12 protein-coding genes are annotated in these 16,859 nt (G+C 72.9%); 2 read left to right on the top strand and 10 right to left on the bottom strand.

Annotation, left to right across the window (positions count from 1 at the left end; translation table 11 throughout):
* Positions 1–38 precede the first annotated feature (38 nt).
* The 3 genes from ACIDOF_RS30545 to ACIDOF_RS30535 all read right to left on the bottom strand — a co-directional run bounded on the left by ACIDOF_RS30545 (position 39) and on the right by ACIDOF_RS30535 (position 3,922).
* Complete coding sequence (locus ACIDOF_RS30545) at positions 39–701, bottom strand: hypothetical protein (RefSeq protein ID WP_409009400.1); 663 nt, start codon at positions 699–701, stop codon at positions 39–41.
* Positions 702–797: 96 nt separating this feature from the next.
* Entirely contained in the window at positions 798–3,095 is a 2,298-nt protein-coding gene (locus tag ACIDOF_RS30540) for a bifunctional salicylyl-CoA 5-hydroxylase/oxidoreductase (protein WP_409009399.1), read from the bottom strand.
* Complete coding sequence (locus tag ACIDOF_RS30535; protein ID WP_409009398.1) at positions 3,092–3,922, bottom strand: enoyl-CoA hydratase family protein; 831 nt, start codon at positions 3,920–3,922, stop codon at positions 3,092–3,094. The genes ACIDOF_RS30540 and ACIDOF_RS30535 overlap by 4 nt, the downstream gene beginning before the upstream one ends.
* A 296-nt stretch (positions 3,923–4,218) precedes the next feature.
* Between ACIDOF_RS30535 and ACIDOF_RS30530 the strand changes: the two genes are divergently transcribed.
* On the top strand, positions 4,219–4,656 hold the full coding sequence (locus ACIDOF_RS30530) for an ATP-binding protein (protein ID WP_409009397.1): 438 nt from the start codon (positions 4,219–4,221) through the stop codon (positions 4,654–4,656).
* Between the two features lie 60 nt (positions 4,657–4,716).
* On the opposite strand, the gene argF is transcribed toward ACIDOF_RS30530, so the two are convergent.
* The 7 genes from argF to ACIDOF_RS30495 form a co-directional block, all read right to left on the bottom strand.
* The gene (argF, locus tag ACIDOF_RS30525; RefSeq protein WP_409009396.1) at positions 4,717–5,715 is read right to left on the bottom strand and encodes an ornithine carbamoyltransferase; all 999 of its coding nucleotides are present in this window, start codon (positions 5,713–5,715) and stop codon (positions 4,717–4,719) included.
* Positions 5,716–5,831: 116 nt separating this feature from the next.
* Positions 5,832–7,064 (bottom strand): arginine deiminase, encoded by a 1,233-nt coding sequence (locus ACIDOF_RS30520; RefSeq protein WP_409009395.1) that lies wholly within the window; start codon positions 7,062–7,064, stop codon positions 5,832–5,834.
* Between the two features lie 362 nt (positions 7,065–7,426).
* Positions 7,427–9,769 carry a protein translocase subunit SecD gene (gene secD, locus ACIDOF_RS30515; protein ID WP_409009394.1) on the bottom strand — a complete coding sequence of 781 codons (2,343 nt, stop codon included), beginning with the start codon at positions 9,767–9,769 and terminating at the stop codon, positions 7,427–7,429.
* 84 nt (positions 9,770–9,853) lie between these two features.
* Entirely contained in the window at positions 9,854–10,303 is a 450-nt protein-coding gene (locus ACIDOF_RS30510) for a hypothetical protein (RefSeq protein ID WP_409009393.1), read from the bottom strand.
* A 124-nt stretch (positions 10,304–10,427) separates the two neighbouring features.
* On the bottom strand, positions 10,428–13,013 hold the full coding sequence (locus tag ACIDOF_RS30505; RefSeq protein WP_409009392.1) for a polynucleotide kinase-phosphatase: 2,586 nt from the start codon (positions 13,011–13,013) through the stop codon (positions 10,428–10,430).
* Entirely contained in the window at positions 13,010–14,494 is a 1,485-nt protein-coding gene (locus tag ACIDOF_RS30500; RefSeq protein WP_409009504.1) for a 3' terminal RNA ribose 2'-O-methyltransferase Hen1, read from the bottom strand. Before ACIDOF_RS30500 ends, ACIDOF_RS30505 begins: the two co-directional genes overlap by 4 nt.
* 134 nt (positions 14,495–14,628) lie before the next feature.
* A complete protein-coding gene (locus ACIDOF_RS30495; protein WP_409009391.1) occupies positions 14,629–15,231 on the bottom strand; it encodes a TetR/AcrR family transcriptional regulator in 603 nt (200 codons plus the stop codon).
* Positions 15,232–15,355: 124 nt separating this feature from the next.
* On the opposite strand from ACIDOF_RS30495, the gene ACIDOF_RS30490 reads away from it, so the two are divergent.
* Positions 15,356–16,859, top strand: a 1,504-nt coding sequence (locus tag ACIDOF_RS30490) for an APC family permease (RefSeq protein WP_409009390.1), incomplete at its 3' end; no start/stop codon positions are given.

The following is a 16,859-nucleotide window of genomic DNA, read 5'->3' as shown; positions in this document are numbered from 1 at the left end:
GGCCGGGCGGGCCCCGCTCTCCCGGGTTCAGCCGCGGCTCAGCCGACGACCTTCCACACCAGCGGCTTCTGGCCCTCGATGTCGGCGCCCCAGCGGATGTAGAGCGGCTTGCCCTCGGGGACGACGTAGATGTCGCAGGGCCGGTCCGTGGTGCCCTTCTTGAACTTGCCGGACGGCACGTTCTTGTCCACGCCGGGGCACTTCGCGAAGTCGTCCAGCATGTTGATGCCCTGCGCGGGCTCCCCCGGGCCGACCAGCGCCTCGTCCTCGTTGCCCCAGGTCGGGATCCACGGTTCGGCGCCGCCCTTCGAGGTGAAGGCCATGGTCACGTAGTACGGGACGGTGCCCTTGGTCTCGACGCCCTTCAGGTCGAAGCCCTCGAAGTCGGCCCAGGAGCCCTTGACGGCCTTCTCCGGCTTGATCTCCAGCTGCGTGGACTCGCCGTCGTCCTCGAACGTCGCGTCGGCGGCCTCGTCCGCGCCGAGCGCCTGGCCGAGCCCGTCGTCCTCGGCGGCGCCCGCGTCACCGGCCTCGCCCGCGCCGCCCGCCGTGCTCCCGCCGGTGGTGGACCCGCCGGTGGTGGACGACGCGTCGGCCGGCGCGGTGGGCGCGCCCATCGGGTCCTCGTCGTTGCACGCGGTCAGGGCGAGCGTCAGGACCGCCGCCGCCGCGATCGCCCGTGCTGTGGTCTTCGTACGCATACGACCGTTCCCCCATGTTGTTGTGCTCATTACAAAAAGGCCAGACGACTGTAACCTGCCTGGTCGCGGCGGCAGTCGGGGGGTTCCGGGGGCGTTTCAGTCGAGGCTGAGGCGGGGTTTCGGGGCGTCGGTGCGGCCGGTCTGCGGGCGGCGGCTGCCCGCGCGGTACGGGGCGGGCCACGGTGCTCCGGGCCCGGTGTAGCCCTGTTCGGCGGCCGCGTGCAGGGTCCAGTGCGGGTCGTAGAGGTGCGGGCGGGCGAGGGCGCACAGGTCCGTACGGCCCGCCAGGATCAGGGAGTTGACGTCGTCCCAGGACGAGATCGCGCCGACGGCGATCACCGGGACCCCGGCCTCGGCGCGGATGCGGTCGGCGTACGGGGTCTGGTACGAGCGGCCGTACGCGGGCTGCTCGTCGGCGACGACCTGGCCGGTGGAGACGTCGACCGCGTCCGCGCCGTGGGCGGCGAAGGCGCGGGCGATCGCCACGGCGTCGTCGCCCGTCGTGCCGCCCTCGGCCCAGTCGGTGGCCGAGATCCGCACGGTCATGGGGCGCTCCGGCGGCCACACCTCCCGTACGGCGTCGAAGACTTCGAGGGGGAAGCGCAGCCGGTTCTCCAGGGAGCCGCCGTACGCGTCGGTGCGGCGGTTGGTGAGCGGGGAGAGGAAGCTCGACAGCAGGTAGCCGTGGGCGCAGTGCAGTTCGAGCAGGTCGAAGCCCGCGTCGGCGGCGCGCCGGGCGGCCTGCGTGAACTGCTCCCGGATCAGCGGCAGTTCGGCGGCGTCCAACTCGCGCGGCACCTGGCTGACGCCCGGCTTGTACGGCAGCGGGGACGGGGCGACGAGCGGCCAGTTGCCCGCGTCGAGCGGGTCGTCGATGCCTTCCCACATCAGCTTGGTGGAGCCCTTGCGGCCGCTGTGCCCGAGCTGCAGGCCGAGGGCCGTACCGGGCGCCTGCGTGTGCACGAAGCCGGTGATGCGGCGCCAGGCGTCGGCCTGTTCGTCGCTCCACAGGCCCGCGCAGCCCGGCGTGATGCGGCCCTCGGGGCTGACGCAGACCATCTCGGTCATGACGAGCCCGGCGCCGCCGAGGGCGCGGGAGCCGAGGTGGACGAGGTGGAAGTCGCCGGGCACGCCGTCGGTCGCGGAGTACATGTCCATCGGCGAGACGACGACGCGGTTGCGCAGCTCCAACTCCCGCAGCCGGAACGGCGTGAACATCGGCGGGGTGCCGGGCGGGCAGCCGAACTCCTCCTCGACCGCCCGCGTGAAGTCGGCGTCGCGCAGCCGCAGGTTGTCGTGCGTGACCCGGCGGCTCCGGGTGAGCAGGTTGAAAGCGAACCGGCGCGGCGGCTGGTCGACGTACCGGGCGAGGTCCTCGAACCACTCCAGGCTGGCGCGCGCCGCCCGCTGCGTGGAGGCGACCACGGGGCGCCGCTCGGCCTCGTACGCGGCGAGGGCCTCGGGCAGCGTGGGCTGCTCCTCGATGCACGCGGCGAGGGCGAGCGCGTCCTCGACGGCGAGTTTGGTGCCGGAGCCGATGGAGAAGTGCGCGGTGTGGGCGGCGTCCCCGAGGAGCACGCAACTGCCGTGCGACCAGCGGTCGTTGACGACGGTGCGGAACGTGGTCCAGGCGGACTTGTTGGAGCGCAGGGGGCGGCCGTCGAGGGCGTCGGCGAAGAACTTCGCGCACCGCTCCACGGACTCGGCCTCGCCGAGCTGGTCGAACCCGGCGGCACGCCAGACCTCTTCGCGCATCTCGACGATGACGGTGGAGGCGTTCGCCTCGTACGGGTAGCCGTGCAGCTGCATCACGCCGTGCTCGGTCTCGGCGATCTCGAAGCGGAACGCGTCGAAGGCGAAGTCGGCGGCGAGCCAGATGTAGCGGCAGCGGTGTGCCTCGATCCGCGGGCGGAACACGTCGGCGTGCGCGGCCCGGGTCGCGCTGTGCACCCCGTCGGCGGCGACGACCAGGTCGTACGTCCGCGTGAGGGCGGCGGCGGGCGGGGCCTCGGTGGCGAAGCGGAGGTCGACGCCGAGTTCGCGGCAGCGGGCGTGCAGGATCTGCAGCAGCCGGCGGCGGCCGAGCGCGGCGAAGCCGTGGCCGCCGGAGGTGTGGGTGCGGCCGCGGTGCACGATGTCGATGTCGTCCCAGCGCACGAACTCGGCCTGCAGCGCGGCGTACACGGCCGGGTCGGCGTGCTCGATGCCGCCGAGGGTCTCGTCGGAGAGGACGACGCCGAAGCCGAAGGTGTCGTCGGGGGTGTTGCGCTCCCACAGGGTGATCTCGCGGGCGGGGTCGAGGCGTTTGAGCAGCGCCGCCGCGTAGAGCCCGCCGGGCCCGCCGCCGACGACGGCGACCTTGAGCGGGCCCTCGGGGCGCGCCGGCGGGGTCATCGGCCCTGCCACTTCGGTGCGCGCTTCGCGGTGAACGCGGCGTGGAACTCGGCGTAGTCCGCGCCGTTCATCAGGTGCGCCTGGGTGGCCGCGTCCATCTCGACGGCGGCGGCGAGCGGCATGTCGAGCTCGGCGGTGAGCAGCGCCTTGGTCTGCGCGTACGCGAGGGCGGGGCCCTCGGCGAGGTGCCGGGCGAGCTCCTGGGCGCGCTCGTCGTCGCCGCCCTCCTCGGTCAACTCGCTGATCAGGCCGATGCGTTCGGCCTCGGCGGCGCGCACCGTGTCGCCGAGCATGAGCAGCCGGGTGGCGTGCCCGAGGCCGACGACGCGAGGCAGCAGATAGGCGGCGCCCATGTCGCCGCCGGAGAGGCCGACGCGGGTGAAGAGGAACGCGAACCGGGCCGTCGGGTCGGCGATCCGGAAGTCGGCGGCGAGCGCGAGCACGGCCCCGGCGCCGGCGGCCACGCCGTGCAGCGCGGCGATCACCGGGAACGGGCACTCGCGCAGGGCGCGGACGACCTGACCGGTCATGCGGTTGAAGTCGAGGAGCTGGGAGGTGTCCATGGCGAGGGTGGCGCCGATGATCTCGTCGACGTCGCCGCCGGAGCAGAAGCCGCGCCCCTCCCCCGCGAGCACGAGGGCGCGCACGGACTTCTCCCGGGAGAGCTCGGCGAGCAGGTCGCGCAGGTCGGCGTAGGCGCCGAAGGTGAGCGCGTTGAGCTTGTCGGGGCGGGCCAGGGTGACGGTGGCGACGCCGCTGTCGTCCGTGGTGAGGCGGAGGTGCTGCCACTTCGGGGTGCGTGCTGCGGAACCGGTGAAGGGACTCATCGCGCGCGGCCTCCTTCGGCCGTCGAAGGTCGTCGTCGGTCGTCGCCGGACGTCGGTCGGGAGCCTTGCAAGCCTGCACCGAAGTTATCACTCGTACGTGACTGTCGTCACGGGTACGCGATAAGCCTCGCCGCCCGACAAGGCTGCCCGGCCTCCGGTCACCCGCCGAAAGTCCCGAGATCCCGAGGGCGCAGGCCCCGCCGAGCCCCGCACATCGCCTCTACAGGACGGCCGCTTACCATTCATACGGTTGAAAGCAGGACGACCCGCCCTGCCTGCAACCGAACGGAACCGCCTTGTACGAGTCACTCGCACCGCCCGCCCACGCGTGGCGGATCTCGCTTCCGCACACCGCGGCGGCCGTTCCGGTGGCCCGCGCCCTGGTCCGCACCGCCCTGCACGAGCTGCACGAGCCCGCCGACTGCGACACCGCCGAGCTGCTCACCGCCGAGCTGGTCGCGAACGCCGTCGAGCACACGCCGGGGGACGCGCCGATCGAACTGGTCGTGGAGCGCCTCGGAGCCGGCTGCCAGGTCGAGGTGCACGACACCGATCCGCAGCCGCCCGCCGATCTGACCGATCCGCCCGCGGGCCCGCCCGACCCCTGGCAGGAGCACGGCCGCGGCCTGCTGCTGATCCGCACCCTGAGCCAGGCCTGCGGCCACCGGCCGACGGCCTCGGGCAAGGCGGTCTGGTTCACGCTCGGGGCGATCCCGCGCCAGCAGGCCCGGTGACGTCGGCCTCAGGCCGACGTCACCGCCATGACGCCGACGTCACCGCCATGACGGAGGACCTCAGGCCAGCGTCGCGACCATCACGGCCTTGATGGTGTGCAGCCGGTTCTCCGCCTCGTCGAAGACCACGGAGTGCTCCGACTCGAAGACCTCGTCGGTCACCTCCAGCGCGCTGAGGCCGTGACTGGCGTAGATCTCCTGGCCGACCTTGGTGCCCAGGTCGTGGAAGGCCGGCAGGCAGTGCAGGAACTTCACGTCGGGGTTGCCGGTGGCCCGCAGCACGTCCATCGTGACCGAGTACGGGGCGAGAGCCTTGATCCGCTCGTCCCAGACGCTCTTCGGCTCGCCCATGGAGACCCACACGTCGGTGGCGACGAAGTCGGCGCCGCGCACGCCCTCCTCGACCTGTTCGGTGAGCGTGATCGTCGCGCCGCTGGTCTCGGCGAGCCGCTTCGCCTGCTCGACGACCTCGGCGGCCGGCCAGTACGCCTCGGGCGCGACGATGCGCACGTCCATGCCGAGGAGCGCACCGGTGACCAGGTACGAGTTGCCCATGTTGAAGCGGGCGTCGCCGAGGTAGGCGAACGTCATCTCCTCGATCGGCTTGCTGCTGTGCTCGGTCATCGTCAGGACGTCGGCGAGCATCTGCGTGGGGTGCCAGTCGTCGGTGAGGCCGTTCCACACCGGGACGCCGGAGAACTCGGCGAGCTCCTCGACGGCGGACTGGGCGTCCCCGCGGTACTCGATGCCGTCGAACATCCGGCCCAGGACGCGCGCGGTGTCCTTCACCGACTCCTTGTGCCCGATCTGCGAGCCGGAGGGGTCGAGGAACGTGGTGCTCGCCCCCTGGTCGGCGGCGGCCACCTCGAAGGCGCAGCGCGTACGCGTCGAGGTCTTCTCGAAGATCAGGGCGATGTTCTTGCCCTTGAGGCGCTGCACCTCGGTCCCGGCCTTCTTGGCCGCCTTCAGCTCCGCCGCGAGCTCGATCAGGCCGCGGAACTCCTCGGCGGTGAAGTCCAGCTCCTTGAGGAAGGGGCGGCCGGTGAGTACGGGGGCCATGGGGCGCTCCTGACGGGACGGGGACATGAGGACGGGCGTACGAACCCACGAGACTCTGGAAGTCTATACGAGGCTCAACATTTTTATACAGTGCCCCCGTCTGCAGACCCGGCGCCCTACACCGCCTCCCGCTCCACCGGGCAGCTCATGCACCGCGGCCCGCCCCGCCCCCGGCCCAGCTCGCTGCCCCGGATCTCGATGACCTCGATGCCCTCCTTGCGCAGATGCGTGTTCGTCGTCGCGTTCCGCTCGTACGCCACGACCACGCCCGGCTCGACCGCGAGCACGTTGCAGCCGTCGTCCCACTGCTCCCGCTCGGCCGCGTGCACGTCCTGCACCGCCGTCAGGACCCGGATGCCGTCCAGGCCGAGAGCCGCCGCGATCGCGTGGTGCATGTGCTCCGGCGGATGGTCGGTGACCTTCAACTCCCGCTCCCCGTCGCCGCGTTCGATGGTGTACGAGCGAAGCATGCCGAGCCCGGCGTACTGCGTGAACGTGTCCCCGTCGACCATCGTCATCACCGTGTCCAGATGCATGAACGCCCGCCGCTTCGGCATGTCCAGGGCCACGATCGTGGTCGCGCTGCCCGCCGCGAACAGCTTGTGCGCCAGCATCTCCACCGCCTGCGGTGTGGTCCGCTCGCTCATCCCGATCAGCACCGCGCCCTTGCCGATCACCAGGACGTCCCCGCCCTCGATCGTCGACGGATAGTCGCTCTGCCCCTCCGACCAGTGGTGGAACGCCCCGGCCTCGGGACCGGTGAACAGCGGATGGTGCCGGTAGATCGCCTCGAAGTGCACGGTCTCGCGCTGCCTGGCCGGCCAGCGCATCGCGTTGATCGACACCCCGTCGTAGATCCACGCGGAGGTGTCCCGCGTGAACAGGTGGTTGGGCAGCGGCTTCAGGAGGAAGTCGTCCAGGTCCATGGCGTGGAACCGCACCGACGTCGGCTCCGGATTGCGCTCCAGGAACTCCCGCTTCGTCATGCCGCCGACCAGCGCCTCGACCAGCTCACCCAGCGGCAGCGCCTCGAAGCCCTCGCGCAGCGGGTCCGTCGCCAGCGGCCCGTACTCCTTCTCCTCGAAGACCCGGTCCAGTACGAGGGACTTGGCGGCCGGCACCTCCAGGGTCTCGCGCAGCAGGTCGCCGAAGAGGTGTACCTCGACGCCGCGTTCGCGCAGCACGTCCGCGAAGCCGTCGTGCTCCTGCCGGGCCCGGCGCACCCACAGCACGTCGTCGAAGAGCAACGCGTCCTTGTTGCTCGGGGTGAGGCGCTTCAGTTCCAGATCGGGCCGGTGCAGGATGACGCGGCGCAGCCGGCCGGTCTCGGAGTCGACATGGAATCCCATGGGCCTATCCTGGCCCGCCGTCGCCCGCTTCACCCGCCGAATCCGGCCGCTTCGGCTGCCTCTGCTGCTTCGGCTGGCTCGGCTGGCTCGGCTGGCTCGGAGGCTTGTCTGCGAGGCCCGCTTCCGTCCGGGGCCGGCTCCGGTCAGGGGCGGGCGGGGCCGGAACGACCAGCGAGACGACAGAACGGAACCCGCATGCCCTCCCCCGAGCCGGGCGCCGATGCGCAGGTTCGGGTCGGCGCCGGGGGCCTGATCGCGCCGTGCACGGGCCCGCGCTCGCCTCGCACCGCGGCGTGCGGGTGGCCGGTGGGCTCGACGACGAGGACCGGGCGGCGGGCCGAGGGCCGGCCCGCCGCCCGGGATCAGACCACCGCGCCCGAGTCGTCGCGGCGGGCGGCGAGCGGGCCGCCCTCGCGTTGCCGGTCCCGGCCCGGGCGGGACGGGCGCTTCGGCTCGGCGGGCCACTTCTGCTCCATGGTCACCGCGAGCGGCACCGCCGTACCCACCGTGGACGCCATCCCGACCAGGACGCCCGCGATCAGCGCGACGGAGAAGTCCGCGAGGGAGTCGCCGCCGAGCACCGCGAGCGCGGCGAGCACGAACAGGGCGCCCATGCCGGTGTTCACGGTGCGCGGCAGGGTCTGCACGACGGCCGTGTTGGCGGTGTCGACCAGGGTGGAGCGCGGATCGCGGCGGCGGCCCTCGCGCACCCGGTCGAAGACGACCACCGTGTCGTTGACCGAGTAACCGATCACGGTGAGCAGGGCCGCGAGGAACACGCTGTCCACCGGCTTGCCCAGCCAGGCGAACAGGCCCACGACCAGCAGCACGTCATGCACCATCGCGGCGACCGCGGCCGCCGCGAACGTCCACCTGAACCGCACGCTGAGGTACAGGAGTTGGGCCGCGACGGCCACGCCGAGGGCGATCAGCGCCTTGTGCCGCAGCTCGTCGCCGAGGCTCGGGCCGATCAACTCGTCCCGCTCCACGGTCACTTCGCCGCCCGGCGCCGCCAGGGCCTCCTTGATGGTGTGCTGCTGCTCGTTGCTGAGGCGTTCCGTGCGCACCGAGATGTCGCCGTCGCCCGACTCCTGGACCACGGCGCGCGGGAACCCGGCGTCCGCGACGGCCTCGCGGGCCGTGTCCACGGGCACGGGCCTGCTGGTGCTGTACTCGACGAGGCGGCCGCCGGTGAACTCCACGCCGAAGTCGAGGCCGCGCAGCGCGATGCCCGCGATCGCGACGGTGACGAGCAGGGCGCTGGCGCCGAGCCAGCGGCGCCGGTGGTGCACCAGGCGCGGGTCCCGCCGGGCGAGCCAGGCCCTGACTCTGCCGGTGGACGTGATGCCGGTGAGCGCGGGCCGCTTGCGCACGAAGGCCCGCCGCACCGCGAAGTCGGCGAGGACGCGGGTGATGACCAGCGCGGAGACCATCGAGGCGAGCACACCGATGGACAGGGTGACGCCGAAGCCCTTGACCGGGCCGACCGCGAAGAAGAACAGCAGCCCGGCGGCGAGCAGCGTCGTCACGTTGGAGTCGACGACCGCGCTCCACGCCTTGGTGAATCCGGTGGTCAGCGGCTTGTCGAGGCGGCCGGCCGAACTCTTCGTACGCGCGCCCAGATACTCCTCACGGGCCCGCTCGAAGACCAGGACGTTGGCGTCCACCGCCATGCCGACGGCGAGCACGAACCCGGCGAGCCCGGGCAGCGTCAGCGTGGCGCCCAGCGCGACGAGCGCCGCGTACGAGATGAGGCCGTACAGCGCGAGGGCGAGGGTGGCGAGGAAGCCGAGCAGGCGGTAGACCACGACGATGAACAGGCCGGTGAGGGCGAGGCCGATGATCGCGGCCTGGGCGCTCGCGGCGATGGCGTCGGCGCCGAGGGTGGGGCCGACGGTGCGCTGCTCGACGACCTCGACGGGCACGGGCAGCGCCCCGCCCTTGACGAGCGCGGCCAGCTCCTCGGCCTCGGCCTGCTGGAAGCCGCCGGTGATCTGGGTGTTGCCGCCGGTGATGCCGACGCGGCAGCCCACGTCCGGGTTGACGCTGGGCGCCGAGATGACGCGGCCGTCGAGCACGATGGCGACGCGGCGCTTCTGGTCGCCCTGCGGTGCGCAGGCCGCCTCGCCGGTGACGCGGGCCCAGTCCTCGCCCGCCGCCTTGCGGAACTTGAGGTTCACCACCCAGCCGGCCATGTTCTGCTGGTCGAGCACGGCCTCGGCGTCGCGCACGCCGTCACCGGTCAACGCGGCCTTCCCGAGCTGGAGATACGCACCCTTCTGGTCCGGGTCGGCGAGGGTGCGGGCGGCTCCGGCGGGTTCCTTCTCGCCGGGGGGCGCGGGTTTCTTGTCGGTGACTCCGGTCACCGGGTGGACGGTCAGCTGCGCGGTGCGGCCGATGACCTCGGCGGCCTCGCGCGGGTCCTGGACGCCGGGCAGTTCGACGATGATGCGGTTGTCGCCGGAGCGGGTCAGGCTGGGCTCGGCCACGCCGAGGGCGTCGACGCGCTGGCGCAGCACTTCGAGGGCGCGCTGCGTCGACTCGGCGTCGGCTCGGGTCGTGGGCGAGTTCTCGGTCTGCAGCACGATCTGGGTGCCGCCGCGCAGGTCGAGCCCTAGCCGGGCGGACTGGGTGAGGGCGAAGAACAGCGAGGCGGCGATCACGCAGAGCGCGACGACGGCCCGCCACAGGGGCGCACGAGACATGGTTCTCCCGTAAGGGGTGCACGAGGGGGTGGGCAGCCGGAATCGGCGCCCGGGCCCGCGCACCTCCTCGGCGGCAGGCAACGGTCAGGCGTCGACCGGTACGTGAGGTCTCTCGGGAGGTCTCGGCGGGCCGCGCGGGCGCGGCACGGCGACGTCCCGGCCCGCGGGCGGCCCGCCCCGGCCGACGCGTTCCCCGGGCCCGCCGTGCGCCCGCCGGCCCGCCTGGTCCCCGGCGCGGGCCGCGAGGAACGGGGGCGGCGGCGTCGTCTCCGGGTGCGAGCCGATGTGTCCGTACGAGAGATGGGCGCCGCTCTTGCCGCCGGGGCCGAACTGGACGCCGGCCGAGCCCTGTGTGAACTGGGCGGCGCCGCCCGCGCGTTGGGCCTGCACCTCCGCCGCCGCGGTGGACGACGGCAGCAGCAGGAACGCGACGGCCGCGAGGAACGCGGAGAGGGCGGCGGTCAGGGCACGGCGGTGCGCGGCGGCGGCCGGACGATCCGGCGCCGTACGTCCGGAATGCTGCTGCTGACCCACTTCTCCCCCTCCCGCGCCACGACCTCGATTGCCGACGATCTCCCCTCACAACGCGACCGTGCCCGGAGGCGTTCCCACCGCCTCCGGGCACACACGAACGAGTGAACGAGCCGCTCGCAGCCCGCTACAACCTCGGGTCCACCGGCTCCGATTCGAGCGCCAGGACCGCGAACACCGCCTCGTGGACCCGCCACAGCGGCTCGCCCTCCGCGAGCCGGTCGAGGGCCTCCAGGCCGAGCCCGTACTCGCGGATCGCCAGGGACCGCTTGTGGCCGAGGAAGCGGCCGCGGAGCCGCTCCAGGTTCTCCGGCCGGGTGTACTCGGGGCCGTAGATGATCCGCAGGTACTCGCGGCCGCGGCACTTGACGCCGGGCTGGACGAGCCGGCCCTTGCCGTCGCGGGCGAGGGCGCGGACCGGCTTGACGACCATGCCCTCGCCGCCGCGCCCGGTCATCTCCAGCCACCAGTCGACGCCCGCCTGCACGGACGCCGGGTCGCCGGTGTCCACGTACAGGCGCCGGGTGGTCTGCAGCAGGCCGGTGCCGTCGTGCTCCACCATGCGGTCCAGGTACGCCAGTTGCTCGTCGTGGCCGAGGCCCGCGAGGCTGCGGCCCTGCACGGCGAGGATCTGGAACGGGGCGAGCCGCACGCCGTCCAGGCCCTCGGTGGACCAGCAGTAGCGGCGGTAGGCCTGCGCGAACGCCTCGGCGTCGGCGGCGCGTTCCCGCTGCCGTTCGAGCAGGTCACCGGTGTCGACGCCGCGTGCCCGGGCCGCTTCGAGCGCGGCGAGCGCGCCGGGGAGCACAGCTCCGGACGCGGCGCCCACCGCCGCGTACTGGCTGCGCAGGAGACCGCCCGCCTTGAGCGACCAGGGCAGCAGCTCGGCGTCCAACAGCAGCCAGTTGGTGTCGAGTTCCTCCCAGAGGCCCGCCTCCCGCACGGCCTCCCGGACGCGTCGCAGCACCTCCTCGGTGACCGCGTGGTCGTCGAAGAACGGCCGGCCGGTGCGGGTGTAGAGGGAGCCGGTGACCCCGTCGGCGCCGAAGCGCTCCCGCGCCGCCTCCGCGTCCCGGCAGACCAGGGCGACGGCCCGCGAGCCCATGTGCTTCTCCTCGCACACGACCCGCTCCACGCCGTCCGCCGCGTACTGCGCGAACGCCTCCGCCGGGTGCTCCAGGTACCCCTCGACCTGCGAGGTCGCCGTCGGCGCCATGGTCGGCGGGAGGTACGGCAGGAGGCGCGGGTCGACCGCGAAGCGGCTCATGACCTCCAGGGCCGCCGCCGCGTTCTCCTCGCGCACCGTGACCCGGCCGACCGTCCGCGTCTCGACGCTGCGGCGGCCGTGCACGTCGGCCAGGTCGAGGGGTCGGCCCTCGTGCCCGCCGGGCGCTTCGGTGGCGAGCGGTTTGGCCGGTTCGTACCAGACCTGCTCGGCCGGTACGTCGACGAGTTCGCGCTCCGGCCAGCGCAGCGCGGTCATCCTGCCGCCGAAGACCACACCGGTGTCGAGGCAGATGGTGTTGTTCAGCCAGGTCGCGTTGGGCACCGGGGTGTGGCCGTACACCACAGCGGCGCGGCCGCGGTACTCCTCGGCCCACGGGTAGCGCACGGGCAGGCCGAACTCGTCGGTCTCGCCGGTGGTGTCGCCGTACAGGGCGTGCGAGCGGACGCGGCCGGAGGTGCGGCCGTGGTACTTCTCGGGCAGGCCGGCGTGGCAGACGACGAGCTTGCCCTCGTCGAGGACGTAGTGGCTGACGAGACCGTCGATGAACTCCCTGACCTCGGCGCGGAATTCCTCGCTCTCGGCGTCCATCTGCTCGATGGTCTCGGCGAGGCCGTGGGTGTGCTGGACGTTCCGGCCCTTGAGGTGGCGGGCGAACTTGTTCTCGTGGTTGCCGGGCACGCACAGCGCGTTCCCGGACTTCACCATCGACATGACGCGGCGCAGCACGCCCGGGCTGTCCGGGCCGCGGTCCACGAGGTCGCCGACGAACACCGCCGTACGGCCCTCGGGGTGTGCGCCGTCCACATAGCCGAGCTTGCCGAGCAGGGTGTCGAGCTCGGAGCGGCAGCCGTGGACGTCGCCGATGATGTCGAAGGGGCCGGTGAGGTGGGTGAGGTCGTTGTAGCGCTTCTCCAGGCGGACCACCGCGCCGTCGACCTCGTCGACGCCGCGCAGGACGTGCACCTTGCGGAAGCCCTCGCGCTCCAAGTGCCGCAGCGAGCGCCGGAGTTCGCGGGTGTGCCGCTGCACGACGCGGCGCGGCATGTCGGCCCGGTCGGCGCGCTCGGCGTTGCGGCGGGCGCACACCTCCTCGGGGACGTCGAGGACGATCGCGATGGGCAGGACGTCGTGCTGCCGGGCCAGCTGGATCAGCTGCTTGCGGCTGTCCTGCTGCACGTTGGTGGCGTCGACGACGGTGAGCCGCCCGGCGGCGAGCCGCTTGCCCGCGATGTAGTGCAGGACGTCGAAGGCGTCCCGGCTGGCGCTCTGGTCGTTCTCGTCGTCGGAGACGAGCCCGCGGCAGAAGTCGCTGGAGATCACCTCGGTGGGCTTGAAGTGCTTGCGCGCGAAGGAGGACTTGCCGGACCCGGAGGCGCCCACGAGGACGACCAGGGACAGGTCGGTGACGAGCAGTTCGCGGGGCGCGGCGGCGCGCTCCGTGGACGGGGACTCGGTCTCGGTCTCGGTCTCGGACTCGGTGCTCATGCGGCCTTCGCTCCCTTCGGGTTCGTGGTGCCGTTCGCGGTGTTCGTACGGAGGGTGAACACGGCCATCTGCGTGGGCGGGCCGACCTCCGGGTCGTCGGGGCCGACGGGGGTGAACTCCACGTCGTAGCCGTGCCGTTCGGCGGTTCGGGCCGCCCAGGCGCGGAACTCCTCGCGGGTCCACTCGAAGCGGTGGTCGCCGTGCCGGGTGTGCCCGGCGGGCAGGGTCTCCCAGCGGACGTTGTACTCGACGTTCGGCGTGGTGACGAGGACGGTGCCGGGCCGCGCGGAGCCGAACACGGCGTACTCGACCGCGGGCAGCCGGGGCAGGTCGACGTGCTCGACGACCTCGCTGAGCACGGCCGCGTCGTACCCCTTGAGCCGCTTGTCGGTGTACGCGAGCGAGCCCTGCAGGAGGGTGACGCGCTCGGCCTGCCGTTCGCCCATCCGCTCCAGGCGCAGGCGGCGCGCGGCGACGGTCAGGGCGCGCATCGACACGTCGACGCCGACGACCTCCGTGAACGTCACGTCCTTGAGCAGCGCCTGCACCAACTGGCCCTGGCCGCAGCCGAGATCGAGCACGCGGTGCGCCCCGGCGGCGTGCAGCGCGGCGAGGATCGCCTCGCGGCGCCGCACCGCCAACGGCACGGGCTTCTCCTCCGTGTCGGCGCTCTCGTCGACGGCGTTGTCCAGGTCCTCGACGGCCACGTCGTCGGCGTCGGCGAGCCGGGCCAGTTCGAGCCGCTCGGTCGCCTCACGGGTGAGGGAACGGCGGCCGGTCAGATACCGGTCGACGATGAGCCGCTGCGCGGGGTGGTCGGCGAGCCAGCCCTCGCCGGCGCGCAGCAGCTTGTCGACCTCGTCGGGCGCGACCCAGTAGTGCTTGGTGTCGTCGAGCACCGGCAGCAGCACGTACAACTGCCGCAGCGCGTCGGCGAGTCGGGCCTCACCTTCGAGGACGAGGCGGACGTACCGCGAGTCGCCCCACTCCGGGAACTGCGGGTCGAGGGGCAGGGGTTCGGCGGTGACGGTCCAGCCGAGCGGGCCGAAGAGCCGCGCGACGAGGTCGGTGCCGCCGCGCGCGGGCAGCACCGGCACGTCGACGCGCAGCGGCAGCGGGCGGTCGACGAGCTCGGGCCGGGCCGCGCAGGCCCCGTTGAGGGCGCTCTTGAAGACGGCGCTCAGGGCGACGGCGAGCAGTGAGGACGCCGCGTACGGCCGGTCGTTGACGTACTGCGCGAGTGCCGTGTCGGGTGCGCCGCCGCGGCCCTTGCCCTTGCCGCGCCGCACCAGCGCCACGGGGTCCACCTCCAGGAGCAGCGCCGCCGTGCAGCGCTCCGCGCTCGCCTCCGGGTAGAAGACGTGCGCCTGCCCGTGCGCGGTGGAGAACCGCTGCGCCTTGTCGGGATGCTTGTGCAGCAGGAAGCCGAGGTCGGTGGCGGGGCGGTCGGGGGTGCCGGTGGTGGTGATCGTCAGGAACACGGTGAGTACGCCTCGAAACACGGTCTGAGCTGCGCGCGCAGGGTGCGAACGCGGCTTCGAACGCCCTCAAGGTACCCGCAGGGTCGGCCCGGGGCGCAGGGGTTTTCGGGCCCGCCGCCCTCCGTCTGGCCGGCCTACGGCAGCAGCCCCCGGCAGTGGGCGAGGAAGCCCGCGAGGGTCAGTTCGAAGGCGCGGTCGGCGCGGGCGGCGCCGGTGGCCTGCTGGGCGGCGGCGAGGCGCGGCGCGGTCGACTCGTCCTCGACGACCCACATCACCTCGGGCGCCGACATGTCCAGGGCCGAGCCGAGCACGATGTTGTCGAGCCCGGTGATGACGGGCATGACCTCGTCCTCGGGGAAGCCCGCGTCGACGAGCATCCCGGCGACCTGTTCGTACTGCCCGATCACGCGCGGCGCGCGCACCGGGGACGTCATCAGGATGGCGATGGCCCGCGGGTGGGCGGCGAAGGCCGCGCGGTAGGAGCGGGCCCAGGCCTCCAGGGCGCGGTCCCAGGGGCGCAGGCCGAGGGTGTCCGGGTCGAGCTTCTCGACGACGCGTTCGCGGACCAGTTCGACGACGCCGGCCCGGCCGTCCACATGGTGGTACACCGACGCGGTCTGCACGCCGAGCCGCCGGGCGACCTCGGGGACGGTGAAGTCGCCCTTCTCGTCGACGAGTTGGAGGGCCGTGGCCCCGATGCGCGCCCGGTCGAGCAGGGCCTTCCGCGGCCGCCCCATGTGATTTCTCCTGTCGAGAGGTCTTCCCGAATCGTACGGGCGACCTCTACATTGCCTAAACCGAAACGGTTTAGGTTTCGGCGGTCCCCCCGTACCCGATCCCTCCCGACGAAGGGCCGCGCGCATGGACGTAGAGTCCGCACCCCGCCAGGGGGCAGCAGAAGGCGTCGTTCCGCAGGGCGTCGCCCCGGCGCAGGAGCACTCCCCCGGACTGCGCCGGGCCCGGCTCGGCGTCGCCGACATCGCCTTCTTCGTCGTCTCGGCCGCCGCGCCGCTGACCGTGATGGCCGGTGTCGCCCCGCTCGCCATCGCCGTGGGCGGCCTCGGCGCGCCCGTCGGCTACCTCCTGGCCGGCGCCACCCTCGCCCTCTTCGCCATCGGCTTCACGACGATGGCCCGGCACGTCCGGCACGGCGGCGGCTTCTACGCGTACATCACCCGCGGCCTCGGCCGCCCGGCCGGCTTCGGCGCGGCCACCCTCGCGCTGCTCGCGTACAACGGCATGCAGATCGGCGTGTACGGGCTCCTCGCCACCGGCACGCAGGACGCGCTGAAGGCGCTGTGGGGCGTGGACGTGCCGTGGCCGGTGATCGCGTTCGCGGGTGTGGGCGTGATCTGGTTCCTCGGCTACCGCAGCATCGAGTTCGGCGCGAAGGTCCTCGGCGTCCTGCTGCTCGCCGAGACCGGCATCCTCGTGCTGCTCGCGGGCGGGGTGCTCCTGGACGGCGGCGCCGAGGGGCTCGCGCTCGACTCCTTCGCGCCGTCGAACGTGCTCGTACCCGGCACCGGCGCCGTACTGGCCTTCGCCTTCGCCGCGTTCACCGGCTTCGAGTCGACCGCGATCTACCGCCGCGAGGCCCGCGACCCCGGCCGCACCATCCCGCGCGCCACCTACATCGCCGTCGGATTCCTCGGCCTGTTCTACGCGTTCACCGTGTGGATCGTCATCCAGGCCTTCGGCAGCTCCCGCGTCCTGAAGGCCGTCACCGACGACCCGCTCGGCCTGTTCTTCACCGCCACCTCGCACTACGTGGGCGACTGGGCGGCCGCGCTCATGCACGTCTTCATCGTGACCAGCATCATCGCCTCGCAACTCGCCTTCCACAACGCGATCAACCGGTACGGGCACTCCCTCGCCCAGGAAGGCGTCCTGCCCGCCGCGCTCGGCCGCGTCCACCCGCGCCACCGCTCCCCGTACGTCGCCGGGATCGCGCAGAGCGTCCTCGCCCTGGTGATCGTCGCGGGCTTCGTGCTCGCCGGGGCCGACCCGTACCAGCAGTTGCTGCTGTGGATGAACACCCCGGGAATGATCGGCCTGTTGGCACTGCAGGCGGTCACCGCCGTCGCCGTCTTCTGCTTCTTCCGCCGCGTCCGGCACGACGAGGGCCGCTGGCGCACCGCGGTCGTCCCGGTCGCCGCGACCGTCCTGATGGCCGGGGCGCTGTGGCTGGTGATCGCCAAGATCGACCTGATGACGGCGGCCCCGTTCACCACCAACGCCCTCCTCGTCCTGACCGTCCCGGCCGCCTTCGCCCTCGGCGTCGGCATCGCCCTGCGCCTGCGCCGCACCCGCCCGGAGGTGTACGCCCGCTTCGCGGCGGAGCCGCCGGAGGAGGAGGCGGAGGTGG

It is taken from the genome of Streptomyces sp. Da 82-17, from assembly GCF_046098215.1.
GTDB lineage: Bacteria > Actinomycetota > Actinomycetes > Streptomycetales > Streptomycetaceae > Streptomyces.
This window is presented reverse-complemented; position numbering and strand designations above follow the sequence as displayed.

Bases quoted from the DNA above. Each gene is read 5' to 3' on its own strand.
- ACIDOF_RS30545 (WP_409009400.1), bottom strand. From the start codon at position 701: ATGCGTACGAAGACCACAGCACGGGCGATCGCGGCGGCGGCGGTCCTG.
- ACIDOF_RS30540 (WP_409009399.1), bottom strand. From the start codon at position 3,095: ATGACCCCGCCGGCGCGCCCCGAGGGCCCGCTCAAGGTCGCCGTCGTC.
- ACIDOF_RS30535 (WP_409009398.1), bottom strand. From the start codon at position 3,922: ATGAGTCCCTTCACCGGTTCCGCAGCACGCACCCCGAAGTGGCAGCAC.
- argF (WP_409009396.1), bottom strand. From the start codon at position 5,715: ATGGCCCCCGTACTCACCGGCCGCCCCTTCCTCAAGGAGCTGGACTTC.
- ACIDOF_RS30520 (WP_409009395.1), bottom strand. From the start codon at position 7,064: ATGGGATTCCATGTCGACTCCGAGACCGGCCGGCTGCGCCGCGTCATC.
- secD (WP_409009394.1), bottom strand. From the start codon at position 9,769: ATGTCTCGTGCGCCCCTGTGGCGGGCCGTCGTCGCGCTCTGCGTGATC.
- ACIDOF_RS30505 (WP_409009392.1), bottom strand. From the start codon at position 13,013: ATGAGCACCGAGTCCGAGACCGAGACCGAGACCGAGTCCCCGTCCACG.
- ACIDOF_RS30495 (WP_409009391.1), bottom strand. From the start codon at position 15,231: ATGGGGCGGCCGCGGAAGGCCCTGCTCGACCGGGCGCGCATCGGGGCC.